This is a genomic window from uncultured Faecalicoccus sp. (assembly GCF_944327125.1).
In the GTDB taxonomy this organism is placed as follows: Bacteria; Bacillota_I; Bacilli_A; order Erysipelotrichales; family Erysipelotrichaceae; genus Faecalicoccus.
Map to the genome: position 1 here is coordinate 26,337 of NZ_CALVGO010000006.1, position 17,882 is coordinate 44,218.

At 39.9% G+C, this 17,882-nt stretch carries 20 protein-coding genes; 17 read left to right on the forward strand and 3 right to left on the reverse strand.

Annotated features, from left to right (window positions below; all coding sequences use genetic code 11):
• Nucleotides 1-32: 32 nt before the first annotated feature.
• The 12 genes from Q0K03_RS01635 (at nucleotide 33) to Q0K03_RS01690 (ending at nucleotide 11,306) form a co-directional block, all read left to right on the forward strand.
• Complete coding sequence (locus tag Q0K03_RS01635) at nucleotides 33-665, forward strand: DUF4230 domain-containing protein (protein WP_297237051.1); 633 nt, start codon at nucleotides 33-35, stop codon at nucleotides 663-665.
• Between the two features lie 140 nt (nucleotides 666-805).
• Complete coding sequence (locus tag Q0K03_RS01640) at nucleotides 806-2,110, forward strand: hypothetical protein (RefSeq protein WP_297237053.1); 1,305 nt, start codon at nucleotides 806-808, stop codon at nucleotides 2,108-2,110.
• A 200-nt stretch (nucleotides 2,111-2,310) separates the two neighbouring features.
• Entirely contained in the window at nucleotides 2,311-2,637 is a 327-nt protein-coding gene (locus Q0K03_RS01645) for a MerR family transcriptional regulator (RefSeq protein WP_297237055.1), read from the forward strand.
• Entirely contained in the window at nucleotides 2,634-3,488 is an 855-nt protein-coding gene (locus Q0K03_RS01650; protein ID WP_297237057.1) for a DUF6591 domain-containing protein, read from the forward strand. The genes Q0K03_RS01645 and Q0K03_RS01650 overlap by 4 nt, the downstream gene beginning before the upstream one ends.
• A 127-nt stretch (nucleotides 3,489-3,615) precedes the next feature.
• The gene (locus Q0K03_RS01655) at nucleotides 3,616-3,897 is read left to right on the forward strand and encodes an HU family DNA-binding protein (protein WP_297237058.1); all 282 of its coding nucleotides are present in this window, start codon (nucleotides 3,616-3,618) and stop codon (nucleotides 3,895-3,897) included.
• 128 nt (nucleotides 3,898-4,025) lie between these two features.
• Nucleotides 4,026-5,621, forward strand: a complete 1,596-nt coding sequence (locus Q0K03_RS01660; RefSeq protein WP_297237060.1) for a putative manganese-dependent inorganic diphosphatase — start codon at nucleotides 4,026-4,028, stop codon at nucleotides 5,619-5,621.
• Nucleotides 5,622-5,630: 9 nt separating this feature from the next.
• A complete protein-coding gene (pepT, locus tag Q0K03_RS01665) occupies nucleotides 5,631-6,827 on the forward strand; it encodes a peptidase T (protein WP_297237062.1) in 1,197 nt (398 codons plus the stop codon).
• 85 nt (nucleotides 6,828-6,912) lie between these two features.
• Nucleotides 6,913-7,572 carry a hypothetical protein gene (locus tag Q0K03_RS01670; protein ID WP_297237064.1) on the forward strand — a complete coding sequence of 220 codons (660 nt, stop codon included), beginning with the start codon at nucleotides 6,913-6,915 and terminating at the stop codon, nucleotides 7,570-7,572.
• A 40-nt stretch (nucleotides 7,573-7,612) separates the two neighbouring features.
• Nucleotides 7,613-8,788 (forward strand): NADP-dependent malic enzyme, encoded by a 1,176-nt coding sequence (locus Q0K03_RS01675; protein WP_297237066.1) that lies wholly within the window; start codon nucleotides 7,613-7,615, stop codon nucleotides 8,786-8,788.
• Nucleotides 8,785-9,636: a patatin family protein gene (locus tag Q0K03_RS01680; RefSeq protein WP_297237069.1), complete on the forward strand. Its 852-nt coding sequence runs from the start codon at nucleotides 8,785-8,787 to the stop codon at nucleotides 9,634-9,636. The genes Q0K03_RS01675 and Q0K03_RS01680 overlap by 4 nt, the downstream gene beginning before the upstream one ends.
• Before the next feature lie 31 nt (nucleotides 9,637-9,667).
• A complete protein-coding gene (locus tag Q0K03_RS01685; protein WP_297237071.1) occupies nucleotides 9,668-10,432 on the forward strand; it encodes a Cof-type HAD-IIB family hydrolase in 765 nt (254 codons plus the stop codon).
• 10 nt (nucleotides 10,433-10,442) lie between these two features.
• A complete protein-coding gene (locus tag Q0K03_RS01690) occupies nucleotides 10,443-11,306 on the forward strand; it encodes an aldose 1-epimerase family protein (RefSeq protein WP_297237073.1) in 864 nt (287 codons plus the stop codon).
• A gap of 8 nt (nucleotides 11,307-11,314) precedes the next feature.
• Here the strand turns inward: Q0K03_RS01690 and Q0K03_RS01695 are convergent, their stop codons facing one another.
• The gene (locus Q0K03_RS01695) at nucleotides 11,315-11,878 is read right to left on the reverse strand and encodes a hypothetical protein (protein ID WP_297237075.1); all 564 of its coding nucleotides are present in this window, start codon (nucleotides 11,876-11,878) and stop codon (nucleotides 11,315-11,317) included.
• Nucleotides 11,879-12,058: 180 nt separating this feature from the next.
• On the opposite strand from Q0K03_RS01695, the gene Q0K03_RS01700 reads away from it, so the two are divergent.
• Both Q0K03_RS01700 and agaF read left to right on the forward strand, forming a co-directional pair.
• Nucleotides 12,059-13,234 carry an SIS domain-containing protein gene (locus tag Q0K03_RS01700; RefSeq protein ID WP_297237077.1) on the forward strand — a complete coding sequence of 392 codons (1,176 nt, stop codon included), beginning with the start codon at nucleotides 12,059-12,061 and terminating at the stop codon, nucleotides 13,232-13,234.
• A 19-nt stretch (nucleotides 13,235-13,253) separates the two neighbouring features.
• Nucleotides 13,254-13,685, forward strand: coding sequence for a PTS galactosamine/N-acetylgalactosamine transporter subunit IIA (agaF, locus tag Q0K03_RS01705; RefSeq protein WP_297237079.1), 432 nt, complete (start codon nucleotides 13,254-13,256; stop codon nucleotides 13,683-13,685).
• 43 nt (nucleotides 13,686-13,728) lie between these two features.
• Here agaF and Q0K03_RS01710 read toward each other — a convergent pair whose 3' ends face one another.
• Nucleotides 13,729-14,889 (reverse strand): AraC family transcriptional regulator, encoded by a 1,161-nt coding sequence (locus tag Q0K03_RS01710; RefSeq protein WP_297237081.1) that lies wholly within the window; start codon nucleotides 14,887-14,889, stop codon nucleotides 13,729-13,731.
• A 215-nt stretch (nucleotides 14,890-15,104) separates the two neighbouring features.
• Between Q0K03_RS01710 and agaB the strand changes: the two genes are divergently transcribed.
• From agaB to Q0K03_RS01725, 3 genes are read left to right on the forward strand one after another with little or no spacing between them, the layout of a single operon-like run.
• Complete coding sequence (agaB, locus tag Q0K03_RS01715) at nucleotides 15,105-15,581, forward strand: PTS galactosamine transporter subunit IIB (protein WP_297237083.1); 477 nt, start codon at nucleotides 15,105-15,107, stop codon at nucleotides 15,579-15,581.
• 29 nt (nucleotides 15,582-15,610) lie between these two features.
• Nucleotides 15,611-16,408, forward strand: a complete 798-nt coding sequence (locus tag Q0K03_RS01720; RefSeq protein WP_297237085.1) for a PTS sugar transporter subunit IIC — start codon at nucleotides 15,611-15,613, stop codon at nucleotides 16,406-16,408.
• A complete protein-coding gene (locus Q0K03_RS01725; RefSeq protein WP_297237087.1) occupies nucleotides 16,398-17,306 on the forward strand; it encodes a PTS system mannose/fructose/sorbose family transporter subunit IID in 909 nt (302 codons plus the stop codon). The genes Q0K03_RS01720 and Q0K03_RS01725 overlap by 11 nt, the downstream gene beginning before the upstream one ends.
• Nucleotides 17,307-17,411: 105 nt before the next feature.
• Here the strand turns inward: Q0K03_RS01725 and Q0K03_RS01730 are convergent.
• Nucleotides 17,412-17,882, reverse strand: a 471-nt coding sequence (locus tag Q0K03_RS01730) for a hypothetical protein (protein WP_297237089.1), incomplete at its 5' end; no start/stop codon positions are given.

Sequence of the window (17,882 nt, forward strand, 5' to 3'; positions counted from 1 at the left end):
CTATATAATTTATATAAATGGAGGATGTTGTTATGAGGGAGAAAGAAGAAGCAACGAAAAAGAAAAATCATATTTTTTCAAAAATTTTAAAAGTCATAAAGCCTAAATATTTGATGATCCTGATCTTGATTTTCTGTGTATTTGGAATAGGAATTGGAGCTGGAAAAAGCTTTTTTACAGAGACAAAGACGGTCAAGCTGGGCTTTGAAAATATAGGAGAGCTAGCTACTCAAAGTGCTTATAGTTCTAATGTCAGTGTGATTGATGAATCACGGGACGTGTTAGGAATCAAAATTCCCTTTACACAAAGTAAGTATGTTTTTAGCTATGATACTGTAATCAAAGCAGGACTCGATTTTGAAGACATATCGTGGAAGGTAGATGAAGAATCAAAAACAATTACGATTGTATTGCCGGAGGCAAAAGTATTAAGTAATGAAATTAATGAAAAGTCTTTAAAAGTTTATCATGAAGAAGAAAGTTTGTTTACCAATGTTGATTTAAAGCAAACCAACGAGGCTTTGAGTACATTAAAGGAAACGGCAGAAGAAAACGCAATCAAAAATGGACTTTTAAAAAATGCGAAATCCAATGCGAAAACATTAGTGAAGAATTTTGTGGGGCAAGTTTATGATTTGAATGTATATCAGGTTGAATTCAAATAGAAAGGCGAAGTAAAATGAAGAATAAAATTTTAACAATTGTTATATTTGTGGTTACCGTCATTGTTTTATTTTATGCAATGCTTGCGTTGACCAGATAACCTATGCTTTTTCAAGATCGTCGTCTCCGGTCTGTTTTTGATTTGGATCAGAAAGATTTTCCAACTCAGATTTCATTGTCTTTGTTAGCTGAGGAAATTCAGCGAATCAGTCAGGCCTTATATTCACTTTATGTGCAAAAAGAAGTCGTAACAATTTCTATATGGGAAAAGACTATCTATTTGGATTTTACTTTAATTGATGAAGCTGTATGGTTTCGAAGCATGCAGGAGATCAAACAACTTTTGTATCGCAATAGAAATGATGATGGGAAGTATCCTAATCAGTTTTCTCTTAATAAGTTTTTTTCACAGATTGGCTTAAAGGAACCCAAAAACGCTAAAACGAATTTTGAGTATTTACAACTTCTCTATCTCTTTTATATGGCGCACTATTTTATCTTTCCTAAAGAACAGGTTTTTAGAAAATGGAAAGAGCATCGTTATGATTTTGAACAGGGATATGATGAAGGCGCTTCTGAAGCTCTTAAAATGCAGCTTATAATCAGTCAACTATTATCTGCACCATCACAGTTTGAAAATTATATTTCTTACCATTCAGATATTGACAGAATGTTAGAAAAAATATCGCAACGTATTAATGGAGAAGATGACGAAGACATTCTTTTTTCAATTAAAGATTCTTCCGAATCTTTAATTACGGAGTTCTTATTTTTATGTGACCAATATAATTATTGTTCTTATTGTCATGATTTGATCTGCAGTCTCTCCTCTTTATCGTTAGAAGATCTGGTGCCTGCTTTTTTAATTCCGCCTTTTCCTTCTTGGAAACATCAGTATGTTTCAATAAATGAATTAGATGATTTTTTAAAAAGTAATGCACTGTATTGGTTTTGTCATCAAAGAATGGATGCCGTTCCTTCGCAAACAAAACTAAAATTTATTCAGAGTAATGCGGTAAAAAATTTTAAGCAGATCATAGAAAATGATAAAAAATGGTTGAAAGATAATGATGAAGGTTTGGTTTTACAAAGAACAGACAAGGGTGATGTAGTATATGCCTTACGTGCTGCTATTGTAATCAAAACTTATATTGATCTTATCAATGATAAGAAATTCAGACTTTTTATAGGAAATAACAAAGTTCCATTTGCTACTCAGCTGATTCATCCTTCTCGCTCTATTTATCATACATTAAGTGAACGTTTTTGTATTTTGATGTGCCATATTGAATATGGACTATCCATTCATGGCCCGGCTTTTTATGAGGATGCCTATGACTTGATTCGTAGAGAGATCTTGTTTTTGTCCATCGCGTTTCAAGCTTATCAAGAATCATCTTTGAAAGACTGTGAAATTTTTTTGAAAAAATTCTTAAGAGTATTTTAGATAAATTTTAAACAGGACAAGGGTTTGTTCTGTTTTTTTATGTCCAAAAGTTTATATAGTTTTGCCTTTTCTAGAATGAAAACACTCATGTTAATGTAAAACTGTCTTCCAGGAAGAGATATACGGGCCCATTTGTACTCTTTACTCTCGAGTTAGGTAGAGTGATACATTGTTAGAAAAGGAAGAAATGGGATTATGCGATGTTAAGAATCAAAGAATTTGCTCAGCTATGCGGCTGCAGTATTTATACTTTACGATACTATGATGAAATCGAGGTCTTGAAACCGGCTTATGTAGATCAAAAATCAGGCTATCGATTTTATGAAAAAGCACAGAAAAAGGAGTTTATAAAAATTAAACAATTTCAAGAAATCGGCTTTTCGATTGAGGATATCAAAGCATTGGATGGAAAGAATGATTCCGATATCCTAAAAGAAATTCATTTTAAAATTGATCGAATGAAGGAAAATACAGATAAGGCAAATGAATTGATGAAGTATTACAAGGAAAAGGAGACAGGGAAATGAAAAAATTTATACTTTCTGCTATGACTTTAGGATTGCTATTGTTAGGGTGTTCATCGTCTGAAACGACAAAATCAGAAATAGTAAAAGGCTCAGATGCACAACAAATCTCTATAGAAGATCTGGATTGGTCTATTGAAGAAAAAATCCAGGATGGGGAACGGTATATAATGATGGATCTGGTGAACAATTCTCCGTATACGATTATGGAACTGAACATTACTTTTACAGAGAAAAAAGATGTTTCTGAAGAAGAGAAAGAAGCTTTTTATCAGGAAATTAAGGAAGATATAGGTTTAAGCGATGAGGACATTGAACAGATCAAAGATCGTCCTTTAGAGATGTATGCCCAAACAGATAAGATTGTCGATTCGAATGAGAGTTTAAACAACCAGCATGCTTATTATTATGAAGGGTACGTATATCTAAAAAATCCAAGACTGTATGAGATGGTTGAACCGGATATAGCCACCATTAAGTTTGTATGTGAAGATAAAATATATGTAGAGTATTATGATTTCCATTCTAAAAAGTATTCTTTTAAAGATACAAAAGAAGATGCCTTTTATTGGACGGATTCAACTTTAGGAGATAAGATCCCAAAACCTGAGGTTCAGATTGTTCAAGAAATAGGAGATTATGAAGGCAGTTTCTCTTTTGAAGCATATGGAGTCACGAAAGAGGATTTCAACAAGTATGTGGAAGAATGCAAAGAGTCGGGTTATACAGCGGAAGCAGAAGATTTGGGAGATTATTATTCTGCAAAAGATTCTGAAGGTTATAGTCTCAGCGTAAATTTTTCGGAAGACACGGAATCTTTTGACGTATCGATTGATAGACCGGACGGAGAATAGATTTAGAAGAGTCGTTTTAAAATACTAGCCAATGTGGTTTAAAAATACATTGTGATTGGCAATGTATTGCATTTGTCATCAGATAATGCTATTATCTGTTCCGTAATCGAAAAAAGGAGGACATACCATGTCAGTAGTTACTAAGAAAGATTTAGCTGAAAAGTTGGCTGAACAGTGCGGTGTATCTAAAAAAGATGCTGCAGAATATGTGAAAGTATTATTGGAAGAAATCACTAACACTTTAAAAGACAACGGAACAGTTGATTTAAGTGGTTTTGGTAAATTCACAGTGGCTCAAAGAGCTGCACGTAAAGGAATCAATCCATTGACAAAAGAAGCAATCGAAATTCCTGCTTCTAATGCAGTTAAGTTCAAGCCAAGCAAAGCTTTGAAAGACGCTGTTAAGTAATCGATTCAATATATGAAAGAAAAGGCTGTAAAAGCACAAACTGTGTTTCAGCCTTTTTTTCTTTGTGATGAATTCTAAAAGGAATATTGATATAATAATAAAAAACAAAATGAAGGAGGAGAAAGAATATGACTTCGCCTGTTTATATCATAGGACATAAAAATCCGGATACCGATTCTATTTGCTCGGCTTTGGCATTGACCGAATTAAAACAAAAAATGGGAATGAACGCCGTTTCCGGCCGCATAGGGCATTTGAATCCCGAAACGAGTTTTATCTTAAAGAAACTGGGATTGGATGCACCTTTATATATGACAACCGCCAAAAACACTTTGTCAGAGATCGAAATCGATGAAGCCATTACGATCCCCAGACATGAAACATTGCGTCACGGGTGGGACCTTTGTTTAGATAAGGCCAAAGCTTTATACGTTGTCGATGAAAAGGAAAACTATATTGGAATGGCAACCATCGGTGACGTTTCCAAGGTCCAGATGCAGGATTTGAACATCACGAAGGATCTGTTAAAGGAAACACCATTGGAGAATATCGTAAAATGTTTAAAAGGAGAATTCATTTTACGGGGGAATCTGCCGATGAGCGGAGAAGTCCGCATTTCAGATAAGAAACTGATGGAAAGGGACCTGAAAGGGGCCATTATGGTATTGAGCGATCATGAAGACGATATGATCAAGAGCATGGCCAAAGGCTGTGCCGTGATCGTGATTGCCGAAAGCTTTGTACCTAATGACTATATCCTTGAGATGGCGCGTAAATATGGCGTCACACTGATTTCAACCAACTATAATACCATGAAGATCATCCAGATGATCTACCGCAGTATTCCTATCGAGTTGATCATGACACCAGCCAGTCAGATTACTTCCTTCAATCAAAATGAATTTTTGGAAGATGTGGAACGGGAAATGCTGAAATCACGTCATTCCAGCTATCCGGTACTGGATCATGGAAAAGTGATTGGTTCTGTTGCTCGCTATCATTTGTTGAAAGCGGAGAAAAAACAGTTTATCTTAGTGGATCACAATGAGAAAAAACAAACGATCAATGACATTGACAGCGCCGATATCCTGGAAATCGTCGATCATCATCGAATTGGAGATATTCAGACCGATCATCCGATCCAGTTTAGAAATATGATCGTGGGAAGTTCCTGTACGATCGTAGGGCAGATGTTCTATGAACAAGGTATTAAAATGTCTGAACAGACAGCCCGATTGATCGCGTATGGAATTATCAGTGATACGATGCATTTCAATTCGCCGACCTGTACGCAGATCGATAAAGATCTGGCCAACCGATTGGAAAAAGAATACGGCATCGATATCAACGAAATGGCTATGGAACTTTTCGCAAGCACAGCGACGATACAGGATAAGAGCTTTGATACGATCCTTCACCGTGATTCCAAGGAATATACCTTATCTGGAAAACGAGTGGCCATCTCCCAGGTATTTATCTTTGATCTGGACGTTGTAGACCAGATCAAGGAGGATTTTGTGAAATACATGGAAGAAGAAAATAAGATGCGTCATTTAGATCTTCTATTAATGGTTTTTACCAATGTGGAGGGAAAAGGAAGCCGGTTCCTTTATGTAGGAGAATTGGCACATACGGTTGGGGCCCTTGTAGATTCGTTTGCGGAGATGGGCTATGTGTCCCGAAAAAAACAAATCGTTCCATGCTTAGCGCAGGAACTCGCCTAAGGAGAAAATATGTCAGTACAAGATCGATTCCTGCATTATATTACGTTTGATACCCAGTCAGATCCTTCCAGTTCGTCCGCTCCCAGTACTTCGAAGCAGCTGATCCTGGCCAAAGAACTTGCCGGGGAATGTGAAAAACTGGGATTGCAGGCCAGCGTGGATTCTTACGGGATCGTTTATGCGACTTTGGAAGCCAGCGATGAAACTTTACCGTCGTTAGGTTTTTGTGCGCATATGGATACCGCCAGCGAGCTGAGCGGAAAAGATGTAAAAGCACGAATCATAAAGAATTATCAGGGAAATACGATTCGGTTAAATGAGGAATATTCCATGAGCCCAAAAGACTATCCGGCCTTGAAGGATTGTATAGGAGACGACTTGATCGTAACCGATGGAACCACTTTGCTGGGCGGAGATGATAAAGCAGGGATTGCGATCATCATGCAGGCTGTCTCTGATATCATTGACCAAAACCTTCCTCATGGAAGGGTCCAGATGGCCTTCACACCGGACGAAGAGGTCGGCCGCGGCGTGGAAAATTTTGATTTGGACCGCTTTAAAGTGGATTATGCCTATACGGTCGATGGCGGAAAGATCGATCAGATCGACTATGAAAATTTCAATGCGGCCCAGGCGGTGATCAGAATCGAGGGAAAAACGATCCATCCAGGTTATGCCAAAGATAAAATGATCAATGCCAGTCTTTTGGCTTCGGAGTTTATCCAATCCATGCCGAAAAAACAAACGCCGGCCCACACGGAAAAAAGACAGGGTTTTTATCATCTGGTCACGATGCAGGGAAGCTGTGAAGAAGCGCTACTGACCTATATTCTTCGTCATCATGACTGGCATCGATTCTTGAAACAGAAAGAGTTCATGAAATCGCAGGTCGAAAAAATGAACGCGAAATATCCGGGCCGTTTTCATCTGGAACTGCACGATCAATACTACAACATGAAACAATACATGCATGGAGACATGCGCTGCGTACATAGAGCCCGCAAGGCGATTCGCCGTGCCGGCCTGGATCCGGTTTCAATAGCGACTCGGGGCGGAACCGATGGGGCCATGCTTACGGAAAAAGGATTGATCTGTCCGAATCTAGGAACGGGAACCTACCATCACCATGGCCGGTATGAGTTCGCAAGCATTCAGCAGATGGAAAAGATGGTTGAGATCGTAAAATATATCATTTGTACTTTTTAATTCCAAAATCTTAAAAACCTTTGTTTTATTTACAAATGAAAAAGAATAGGGTATTCTTTAAAAGTATATTGAATGGGGAGAGTTTATGGAATACGTAATTGCGACTGTATTGGTAGCGATCTGCCTGATTGCCGTTCCGTACTTATTGAGAAAACGCACATGGAAGAATTTAAATCAGGAAATCATGGAAAATGATTTTGAGACTTTCTACTATACATTGGATTCTTTGAAATGTCAGTTAAGCATGAGTGCATATGAGCGCGAAAACATGCGTTTGAGCGGCTATATTGCCCAGGATCGCAAGGACGATGTGGAAACCCAGTTGAATATGATGTTGAATATGCGTATCAAAAAACATCAGAAACTGGCTTTGTATCAGCGTGCTTTTTACTACTATATCGGTCAGGGACGCGCCAAGAGAACACGGGATATGATCGACTTGGTTCAAAGCATCGATCCTAGTGCCGCTACGGATCTGGAGATCCAGTATAGTATCCTGATCAAAAAAGAGGCAAAATACATCGATGAGATCCAGGAGCGGATCGATCATCTCTGGGATGGGAAAAGTGAAATGGATCCATCCAGAGAGATGGCTGTGGGAACCTTGGAGTATCTTTTGGGACTTCAATATTCCTATAAAAATGATATTGAAAAGATGAACGAAGTCTTCGCTCAGGCATTGAAGCATTGTGCGGGAACGCCTTATGAAGAATCGATTCAGAAAATCATAAAAGAAAAAGCATAGATCATTCTATGTTTTTTACTATTTTAGAGAGGAGATATGTATGGATTACGCAAAAGAAGCTTTACGTCTGCACGAACAATGGAATGGAAAGCTGGAAACAGTTCCAAAGATGAAGATCGAGACGCGGGATGATCTTTCGGTCGCTTATACTCCAGGGGTAGCCGCCCCTTGCCTTGAGATCCAGAAAGATCCCAAAATGTCTTACACTTACACCGGCAGAGGGCATACGATTGCGGTCATCAGCGACGGCAGCGCTGTTTTAGGCTTGGGGAACATCGGTCCGGAAGCCGGTATGCCGGTCATGGAAGGAAAATGTGTGTTGTTTAAGGCCCTCAGCGGACTGGACGCCATTCCTTTATGTTTGAATACGCAGGATACCGATGAACTGGTTTCCATCATTGCGGCTTTGGAACCAAGCTTTGGCGGGATCAATTTGGAAGACATTGCCGCTCCTCGCTGTTTTGAAGTGGAACGCCGATTGCAGGAAAAAATGAATATTCCCGTCTTTCACGATGATCAGCATGGCACCGCTATCGTTGTCAGCTCTGCGTTAGTCAACGCTTTGCGTTTAGTAAAAAAACAGTCGCCGGATATTGTGATCAACGGGGCCGGAAGTGCAGGATGCGCCATTGCCCGTCTGATCCTGGATCTGGAGTTGGGAAATGTGATCCTGGTGGATAAACAGGGAATCCTGGAAGAAACCATGGAGTTGACCAGCGGACAGAGAGCTTTGATTCACCGTTTGAATAAAAATCATAAATCGGGAAATCTGCAGGATGCCATGAAGCAGGCGGATGTCTTTATCGGGGTCAGCGCTGGCCATATCGTGTCCAAAGAAATGGTTCAAAGCATGAACGATAAGGCCATTGTCTTTGCCATGGCCAACCCGGTTCCTGAAATCGAACCGGATCAGGCCAAAGAAGCAGGCGCTTATATTGTCGGCACAGGAAGAAGCGATCATCCAAATCAGATCAATAATTTACTGGCTTTTCCGGGAATCTTCAAAGGGGCCCTGGATGCGCAGGCTACAAAGATCAACGATGAGATGAAAAAGGCAGCGGTCTATGCCATTGCCTCTTTGATCGATGAAAAAGAATTAAGCCCTGAAAATATCATTGTATCGGCTTTAGATAAACGCGTTGTCCCAGCCGTAAGCAAGGCGGTCAAAGAAGCGGCCATTGCCTCGGGTGTGATTAGAAAGTGGGATAGCGAATGATTCAGGCTGGATTGGTCTGTGAAGGCGGAGGAACCAAGGCTGCCTATTCGGCCGGGGTATTGAAATGCTTTCTGGAACATAAGATCTATCTTCCTTATTGTGTGGGTATCTCGGCGGGAAGCGAGATCCTTTTAAGCTATACATCCCGGCAAATCAAACGCTTGGAAGTTACCGGCATTTTGGCCCCCTGTCAGAAAAATGTCGTTGGCTGGCGTCCTTTATTGAAAGAAGGAAGTATCTTTGGCATTGAGGCCACCAATGACTTTATCGAAGGCCTGGCGCCTCTGGATTTTAAAGCCTTGAATGAAAGCACGACCAAAATGGAGATTGGTCTTTATAACATGGAAACTCATGAAATCGAATATTATGACCAAAGCCATGTCGATTTGGATCAGACGATGATCAAGGCAAGCTGTGCTCTCCTGATTCTTTGTAAGCCCTATGTTTTCCGGGGAACCAAATATATGGATGCCGGTCTGGTTGATATGATCAGTATCCATCAAAGCATCCGTCAGGGCAATGAAAAACACATTATCGTTTCCACCAAGGAAGAAGGATATGTGCGCAAACCGGCCCCGAAATACCAGCTGGCCCTGGCCAAACTGATGTATCGGGATGACAAGATCGTAGAAGATCTGAAGATGCGCCATGTACACTATAACGAACAGTGGGATACGATCCTTGAACTGGAGAAGCAGGGGAAAGCCATGGTCTTGCGCCCGCATAAAGATCTGGGGGTTACCCGGTATACGACCGATGAAAAGAAATTAAAGCCATGGTTTCAGTTAGGCTATGATGAAACGCTGGCCCGGCTGGATGAAATCAAAGAATTTTTAGAAATCGAGTGAAAACTCGGTTTTTTTTGCTTATAATGGAGACATGAAAACAGGATATTTTTTTGATTTGGACGGAACGATGTATTCCAATCGGACCCATAGTGCCAGCCCGGGCATTGTGGAAGCCTTGACAAGCCTTCAGGAACAGGGAAATAAAGTGATTCTGGCCTCCAGCCGAACCATGCGCGAACTGGATCATTTGCCGCGGGATCTGTATCATTACCCTTTTGATGCCCGCATACTCGATGGGGGAAGCCGGATCCTGGATAAAAAAGGAAACGATGTCTTTGTAAGGGCCATTCCTGAAAGCACAGTGGAAAAGATCCAGCGATTCTGCCAGGAGAAGAATTTGATCTGGCGATACAGCACGGCGCAGGGAAACTACTGGGGCTCTTTACCCGACATCCAGGCGCATACGATCTATTTTGATCTATATCTCAGTACACCGGTGTATAAGCCGTATGATAAAGACGAAGTGTTGAATATACTGATCTTCATCAAAGATAAAAAAGAACTTCTTTCTTTGATTCCGGAGTGTGGGGTTGTGCTTTTTGATGAGGGCATTGAAATTCGAGCGCAGGGAATTGATAAGATCCATGCGATCCGCTGGTGTAAAGAGAATTACGAACTTGAAAAGATCATCTGCTTTGGCGATGGGGAAAATGACATTGAAATGCTGAAAGGTGCGGATCTGGGGATCTGCATGGGAAATGGAAATCCCCGGTTGAAAGAAGTGGCCGATCGGGTGATTGGAACAGTTACTGAAGGCGGCATTGCCCAGTATTTAAAAGAAGAGAAACTGATATAGGAGGACAGACATGGCTTTTATTTTAGAAAATGAACATTGCAGAGTAGAATGTATCGAAAAATCGGGACAGATCCAGCATTTTATCGACAAAGACAGAAATGTGGAGCTGATGTATCAGGGAGATCAGGGATGGTCCGGCATGAATCCTACACTTTTTCCGCTGGTGGGAAATACATGGACCAAAGATTATCAAATCGATGGGAAAACCTATGCGATGAAAAATCATGGGCTGATCCGTTATGCCACGCTGACTGGCGTACAGAATCCAGATTCCATCGTTTTTACCTATGACAGTAATGAAGAGACCTTGAAACAATATCCGTTTCCGTTCCATTACGAGATGAAATATGTACTGGAAGGAAAGAAACTGACGATTTCCTATAAGATTCAGAATACGGGGAATCAGGATATGCCGTTTAGTTTTGGCTTGCATCCGGCTTTCCGCATTCCGCAAGATCCAGGGGAAAAATATGAAGACTATTCTTTTGAGTATGAAGTGGAAGAAAACGCTCGCCAGCTGATCATGGATCCAAGCGGAGAAACGCCGTATCAGTTAAAAGATGTTTGTTTTAAAAGTTGGAAACTGAATCGGGATGAGATCTATGATGTGGGCACGATCATTTATCAGGATCTGAAATCAAAATACTTGCTCGTTTCTTATAAAAATGAACCAAGGATTCGCTTCAATTTTGAAAGATTCCCTTATCTTGCCATCTGGACCCATGAGGTAAAATCCGATTTCATCTGTATAGAACCTTGGTATGGACATGCGGATTTTGAACCGGGACACAATGATTTCTACAGTCGGGAAGGGACGAAAATATTAAAACCGGAAGCCACTTTCGAGACAGAGTATTCATTTGAAGCATTATAAAAACGCGGTTATGCCGCGTTTTTTCTTGCCTTTACTTTGGCGTAGATCACGATCTGGAAGATCGCATACAGGATCACCAGTCCTAAAACAATCCAGCTGATCACAAGGTAAGCTCCGTCATAGCCTTCATAGTAGCTGTTAAAGACAATCAGGATACCGATCAATAGGTAAAGCACGGTTTTTAAAACGACTTTTCCCAAGCCTTGGGCTTCAAAGTTATCGTAATAACCTTTATACTTTTCCGGCTGGAATTTCTTGACGGGCTGTTCGTTTTTTAAGAAACTGTAGAATTTCCACTCCATGAAAGCCCAGACCAGAAGTGCAATCAGGATGGATACCCAGAAGGGGATCCCAAACCATTCATTCAATAAGGTGAACAGAACAACAAATACCGAAACGGTCAAAATATAGCGCTTGCGGTACAAATCGAACATTTTATAATCGTAAGTCGGAATATAGACCGCTTGTTTGATCAAAGGGTGTTTATAGATCGTACGGTTTTTTTCATCCTGATATAGATTGAATCCTACAGGAGCGGAATACTCCTGATGGACATTAGATTTTTTTGCCATAATTCATTCCTCTTTCCAAAGGATATTATAAGAGAAAGCCTTTAAGAATACAAATCATATCGAAAAAATACAACCTATTTATAATTTTTAATTAGAATAAGTCAAAATAATTTAAAAAGTTAAAAAAAGATATATAATAAAACCAACAAGAGAAATGTTCTAAAAGAGGAGGCAGCGAACATGTTTGGAAAAGAAAAAAGCAATTGGGAAGAACTGACAGGGATCTTTACCGCACAGGAAATCTATCAGCAGCCTAAGACATGGGCTAAAACCATTGCGCAGATCAAAAACGAAAAAGAAGATCTTAAGAAATTTTTAGAACCCGTTTTAACAGGCGGGGATGTCGAAATCATCTTTACCGGAGCTGGAACCAGTGAATACGTTGGAAATGCCGTTTATTCTTATGTAAACCGCTATACAGATTTCCATGCCAGCAGCTATGCATCAACCGATATCGTTGAAACACCGGAAAACTACTTATCAAGAAACAAAAAGACATTATTGATCAACTTTGCCCGTTCTGGAAATTCTCCAGAAAGTGTCGGAAGTGTACAGATGGCAGAAGAAGTATGTAAAGAAAATGTATATCATCTGTTCATTACTTGTAATGCCAACGGTGCCTTATCAAAGATGGCTAAAGAAATGGACAATGCTTACTGCATCGATTTGACTCCAGAAACACACGATCAGAGCTTTGCGATGACATCCAGTTTCTCCAATATGTATCTGGCCAGCGTATTGTGCTTCCGTTTGGATGCTTTGGATGAAATGGAAAAAGAAATGCAGACGATCATTGAACAAGGTCAGAAATTCCTGGATGAAGGATATCAGACTTGTGTGGATCTGATCAATGACTTTGACTACAGACGTTTGATCTATTTAGGAGCAAACTGCTTGAAAGGGGTCGCTCAGGAAAGCCAGTTAAAGACTTGTGAATTGACGGCTGGTCAGGTCGCAACCTTCTTTGACAGTCCGTTAGGATTCCGCCATGGACCAAAATCTGTCATCAACGACGAAGCTTTGACAGTTGTATTTGTATCCGATGATGAATATCAAAGACAGTATGAATACGATTTGATCAAGGAAATGAGCGGACAGCGTAAGAAAAACCGTATCTTAGCCGTTGCCGGACACGATTATCCAGAAATCAAGGAACTGGTTGACAGCTATGTATCTTTCGATGTAGAAGGTAAAAAAGACAATGTATTCTTAGGCTTGGATTATATCCTGGCCGCTCAGGTGTTAGGATTGTTTAAATCCATTGCCATGGGATGCACACCAGACAATCCATGTCCAACCGGTGAAGTTAACCGTGTTGTCAAGGGTGTAACGATTTACAAATATACAGCTGAATAATTTTAGGAGGACAATAAAAATGATAGGATTGATTGTAACAGGTCATGGAAATTTCGCAACTGGATTAACTTCCAGCTTGAAACTGATCGCCGGAGATCCAAAAGACTATGCCGCTGTTGATTTTGAAGCAACGGATTCAACAGACGATCTGGCAAAAAAATTGACCGAAGCCATGGATTCTCTTTCCAATTGTGAAGGAATCATCGTGTTGAGCGATCTAGCCGGAGGTTCACCTTTCAAAACAAGTGTTGAAGTTGGCTTCCCACGTGGAAATGTAGAAGTTGTTGCGGGAACAAACTTAGGAATGCTTGTGGAGATCAACTTGACTCGTACGTTCTCAGACAACGTAAAGGATCTGGCAAATTCCGCTGTCAATGTTGGAAAAGACCAGGTAATTCGCTATGAATTCAAACCGGTAGAACAGCCAGTGGATACCGGAGACGGAATCTAATAAATTCTATTTCACAAAAAAATGTCGGCATAGCCGGCATTTTTTATTGGTTGATGGATTTGGCATAATCGGTAGGCGATAAGCCATACTGCAGTTTAAATTTCCTTGAGAAGTAATGAATGGAAGTAAATCCTAACATATCAGAGATCTCCGAAATCGTATATTTGTGTTCCTGGATCAGCAGTTTGGCCTGATTCAGTTTCAGGTTGGAGATATAGTGCTTTGGTGTGATATTGATGTTTGTCCGGAATAAACTCTGGAGACTGCTTCGTGAAATGGAGAATTTCTGGCAGAGGTCCTCAACGGTAAAAGCGGTGAAGATATTGTTGTGGATGAATACCAGGATCTCATTGAGCAGTGTATTCTCATAATGTTCCTGCATGGGGTTTACATTGGATTCTTCATCGGTCTTGGTATCAAACTGATAGAGAAGGATGAGCACTTCCTTTAAATAGACCAAAGCGAGCTCTTCACTTAAATAGTCCTTGGACTGAATGGCTTTCATAAAGGCTGAAAGGACATTATAAATATCTTTGCGTGTCTTGAAGACGCGGTTTTTTAAAGAAGTATCCATCTTGTTTTCCATATCAAACATAATGGTCAGATACGAACAGTTACTGTTTTCATCGGTGCTTTGTTGATGGAATTGCCCAGGATAATAAATGATTAGATCGTATTTGTTTAAACGATACGGTTTTCCATCCAGTGTCATATCCAGAGTGCCATGATCGATATAGGTCAGCTCATAATAATCGTGACTTTCTCCAGGGAATACATAATTTGACTTTCGTACTTGATAGAAGCATGTCAGGATCTCTTTGAGATCGATCTTGGAGACCATGCTCTGGTAGACAAAAGGCGTTTTCATTTTTTTCTGGTTCAAACCGGAAGGTGCATAGGAAATATGCACCTGGCTCTCTTTTGAAATGCTTACAAAATTAAAATAGACGCCAGGCTGCAGACGAATGACGCGATGAATCACAAATTCGTCATAGTGGATCCCGTCTTTACTGACAACAAGTAAAATAATTCCTTTTTCTCCGGCAAGGTAAACAGAAGTGCTGGAATAATAAAAGGAATCAAAACTTTTATTATTGATGGTAATGTGATTGGATACGGTCACACTGTTTTTGCCGGCGCTTTTCATATCGTAATAGACATTCCCATAGGATTGAAAGAGATAATTTGTCGTTCTTTTTAACATAAAATGATAAAGCCTCCTTAAAATAAAGATATTTTGGGAATTTATACAGTAAAAACTGGCAAATTTTTAAGAAATTTAATAATAAGTATCAATTTCTATATTAAAAAGTATAAACTTATAATCAAAATGTGTAAAGAAAAAAAGTGTAATAATAATATAATAAACTTAGATAGTTTTTCGTGGAAAGAAAGCGCTATCATGAAAGGAGAGAGAATATGCCAAACATTTTATTGACAAGAATCGACAATCGTTTGATTCACGGTCAGGTTGCTACACAGTGGACCGGAGTTATCGGTGCTAACTTACTGTTGGTAGCTAACGATGCTGTTGCAGGTGACCAATTCCGTCAGGGATTGATGAACATGGCAGCTCCAGCTTATGCTCAGACTCGTTACTTCTCTATTCAGAAGACGATCGACATCATTGGAAAAGCTAGTCCTGCACAGAAAATCTTTATTATTTGTGAGACTCCACAGGATGTATTGAAACTTGTGGAAGGTGGTGTTCCAATTAAGAAAGTAAATATTGGAAACATGCATATGGCCGAAGGAAAACGTCAGGTTGCAACTTCTGTTGCGGTGAACGATGATGATGTTGCATGCTTCAAAAAGATGCAGGATCTTGGCGTTGAATTAGAAATTCAGCGTGTTCCAGACATTGCTCCAGAAAGCCTTGACAAACTTTGGAAATAATCAATTGATAATTTAAGGAGAAAGTTTTTATGGACATTAATATTATTGAGTTAGTGTTATTGGCTGTCGTAACTTTTATCTTTGCGATTGACCAGTTCTCATTAACTGAAATCATCTATCGTCCTATCATCGCTTGTCCAATCATGGGTATCATCTTAGGAGATGTTCAGACTGGTTTAGTAGTTGGTGGTACATACGAATTGATGATGATTGGTAACATGCCAGTTGGTGGAGCTCAGCCTCCGAACGCTGTATTAGGTAGTGTTGTAGCTATGGTGTTCGCTGTTAAAGCTCAGTTAGATGTAAATGCTGCATTAGGTGCATGTATGATCTTTGCTACTTTCGGACAGTACATCGTTACATTGATGTTCTCTGCAGCTTCTGGTTTGATGTCAATGTGTGACAAAGCCGCTGCTGAAGGAAACCCTAAAGGAATCACTAAAGCCTTGAACATTCATATGCTTTGCTTAGGTGGATTGTTTGCCGTTATCGCTATCATCGCTTATGTTGGTGGTACTGCAATGTCTGAACCTTTGAATTCATTGGCTGAAAAAGCTTCTTGGTTCATGGGTGGTTTAAGTGCTGCTGGTGGTATGATGCGTTTCGTAGGTTTCGGTATCCTGTTGAAGATCATGATGTCAAACGATCTTTGGGGATGGCTGTTGGCCGGATTCGTATTTGCTTTGATTATCGGAAATATCGATCCATTAGCAAAAGCTACATTGATCTTAGTTGCATTCGTAGGTATCTGCTTTGCACTGTTAGACTTTAAACTTACTACAATGGAAAACAACGCTCAGCAAGGAGGTGTAAGTGATGGAATCTAATGTAATGACTACTTATAAAGATACTACTCCAGCACCTAGAGTTGAGAAGAAAATCTTAAACAAGATGGTATGGCGTTCAATGCAGTTGCAGGCTTGCTTCAACTACGAACGTATGCAATCTGCTGGATGGTTGTGGGCTATGCTTCCAGGTCTTCAGGCAGTTCATAAGAACAAAGATGACTTGGCTGCTTCCATGACACACAACATGGACTTCTTGAACACTCACCCATTCGCTGTAACATTCGTTATGGGTATCGTTCTTTCAATGGAACAGATGAAGACTGATATTCAGACTATCCGTTCCGTACGTATCTCTGTTGCCGCTCCATTAGGAGGTATCGGTGACGCATTGTTCTGGTATACTTTGATTCCTATCACAGCTGGTTTGACTGCAAACATGGCTATTGAAGGAAGCATTATTGGACCTATCCTTTACTTCATCATCGCATTCGGTGTTGAAATGGCATTGCGTTATGGTTTGATGTATTGGTCTTACAACTTAGGTATGAAAGCAGTTCAGATGATGACTGCCAATGCCAAAGCCTTTACACATGCTGCCAGCGTATTAGGTGTATTCGTTGTTGGTGCCTTGATTTCTAACTATGGTGCTGGAACTAAATTAGGTATCTCTATTCCTAATGGACAGACTGTTGGTGAAGATGGCGAAACAATGGTTGATGTATTCATCAACATCCAAGATTACTTGAATATGATCTTGCCTTGCTTGATTCCATTACTGTTCACTTTAATGTGCTACTTCTTAATTTCTAAGAAGGGATGGACTCCAGTTAAGTGTATCGGATTGTTCTTAGTAATCGGTATCGTTGGTGGTATCTTCGGTATTTGGGCAGGAAGCTACACACCATTAGTACCAGTTCCTTGGAACGTAGTTGCTTAATCTAGAGCAAATTCTCTCTAATTTCCACAAAAAAAGAGCTTCGATCGAAGCTCTTTTTTAAGTTCTATGAAAAATTCCCAATCAACATTTGATTGGGAATATATTCTACCATTCTACAATTTCTTCGTTCTCTTTTTTTGCTTTTGCCTGTTCGTTCTTGATAAGTATATACTCTTTAAAAGGAGTAATGATTCCTGAATCGATTTGTTTATGGCTTCCTTCCAGAATCTCCATTTGTTCTTTAAAAATTGGAGACTGTGTCAGCTTTTCTCCTACCTTGTTTCCTTTAAATGGAGAAGGATCCTTTCCGGTCTGCATAAACATAGTTTTCAGTTCTAAATACCTGGCTTTGTGGTCAATCCCGGTACTTTCATATACTTCGTCAAGAATGGCCTGGCAAAACATGCGGACATTTCTCATATCAATGTTACTTTTAAAGATCAGGAATGGAATTTTGTCATTAGTGACCTTTAAAGGCTGAGACGTAATAAATTTGTGGACGATTGCGTCATAGCATTCATCGACCATCGCATCCATATATAGGTCATAATCAGGATCTGCCTTTGCTCGTTCTTC

Excerpts from the sequence above, each read along its gene's own strand:
- Q0K03_RS01700 (WP_297237077.1), top strand. The coding sequence starts at position 12,059 with ATGTTTGGAAAAGAAAAAAGCAATTGGGAAGAACTGACAGGGATCTTT.
- Q0K03_RS01650 (WP_297237057.1), top strand. The coding sequence starts at position 2,634 with ATGAAAAAATTTATACTTTCTGCTATGACTTTAGGATTGCTATTGTTA.
- Q0K03_RS01690 (WP_297237073.1), top strand. The coding sequence starts at position 10,443 with ATGGCTTTTATTTTAGAAAATGAACATTGCAGAGTAGAATGTATCGAA.
- Q0K03_RS01725 (WP_297237087.1), top strand. The coding sequence starts at position 16,398 with ATGGAATCTAATGTAATGACTACTTATAAAGATACTACTCCAGCACCT.
- Q0K03_RS01655 (WP_297237058.1), top strand. The coding sequence starts at position 3,616 with ATGTCAGTAGTTACTAAGAAAGATTTAGCTGAAAAGTTGGCTGAACAG.
- Q0K03_RS01660 (WP_297237060.1), top strand. The coding sequence starts at position 4,026 with ATGACTTCGCCTGTTTATATCATAGGACATAAAAATCCGGATACCGAT.
- Q0K03_RS01695 (WP_297237075.1), bottom strand. The coding sequence starts at position 11,878 with ATGGCAAAAAAATCTAATGTCCATCAGGAGTATTCCGCTCCTGTAGGA.
- agaB (WP_297237083.1), top strand. The coding sequence starts at position 15,105 with ATGCCAAACATTTTATTGACAAGAATCGACAATCGTTTGATTCACGGT.
- Q0K03_RS01720 (WP_297237085.1), top strand. The coding sequence starts at position 15,611 with ATGGACATTAATATTATTGAGTTAGTGTTATTGGCTGTCGTAACTTTT.
- Q0K03_RS01680 (WP_297237069.1), top strand. The coding sequence starts at position 8,785 with ATGATTCAGGCTGGATTGGTCTGTGAAGGCGGAGGAACCAAGGCTGCC.
- Q0K03_RS01685 (WP_297237071.1), top strand. The coding sequence starts at position 9,668 with ATGAAAACAGGATATTTTTTTGATTTGGACGGAACGATGTATTCCAAT.
- Q0K03_RS01635 (WP_297237051.1), top strand. The coding sequence starts at position 33 with ATGAGGGAGAAAGAAGAAGCAACGAAAAAGAAAAATCATATTTTTTCA.
- Q0K03_RS01645 (WP_297237055.1), top strand. The coding sequence starts at position 2,311 with ATGTTAAGAATCAAAGAATTTGCTCAGCTATGCGGCTGCAGTATTTAT.
- agaF (WP_297237079.1), top strand. The coding sequence starts at position 13,254 with ATGATAGGATTGATTGTAACAGGTCATGGAAATTTCGCAACTGGATTA.
- Q0K03_RS01675 (WP_297237066.1), top strand. The coding sequence starts at position 7,613 with ATGGATTACGCAAAAGAAGCTTTACGTCTGCACGAACAATGGAATGGA.
- Q0K03_RS01670 (WP_297237064.1), top strand. The coding sequence starts at position 6,913 with ATGGAATACGTAATTGCGACTGTATTGGTAGCGATCTGCCTGATTGCC.
- pepT (WP_297237062.1), top strand. The coding sequence starts at position 5,631 with ATGTCAGTACAAGATCGATTCCTGCATTATATTACGTTTGATACCCAG.
- Q0K03_RS01710 (WP_297237081.1), bottom strand. The coding sequence starts at position 14,889 with ATGTTAAAAAGAACGACAAATTATCTCTTTCAATCCTATGGGAATGTC.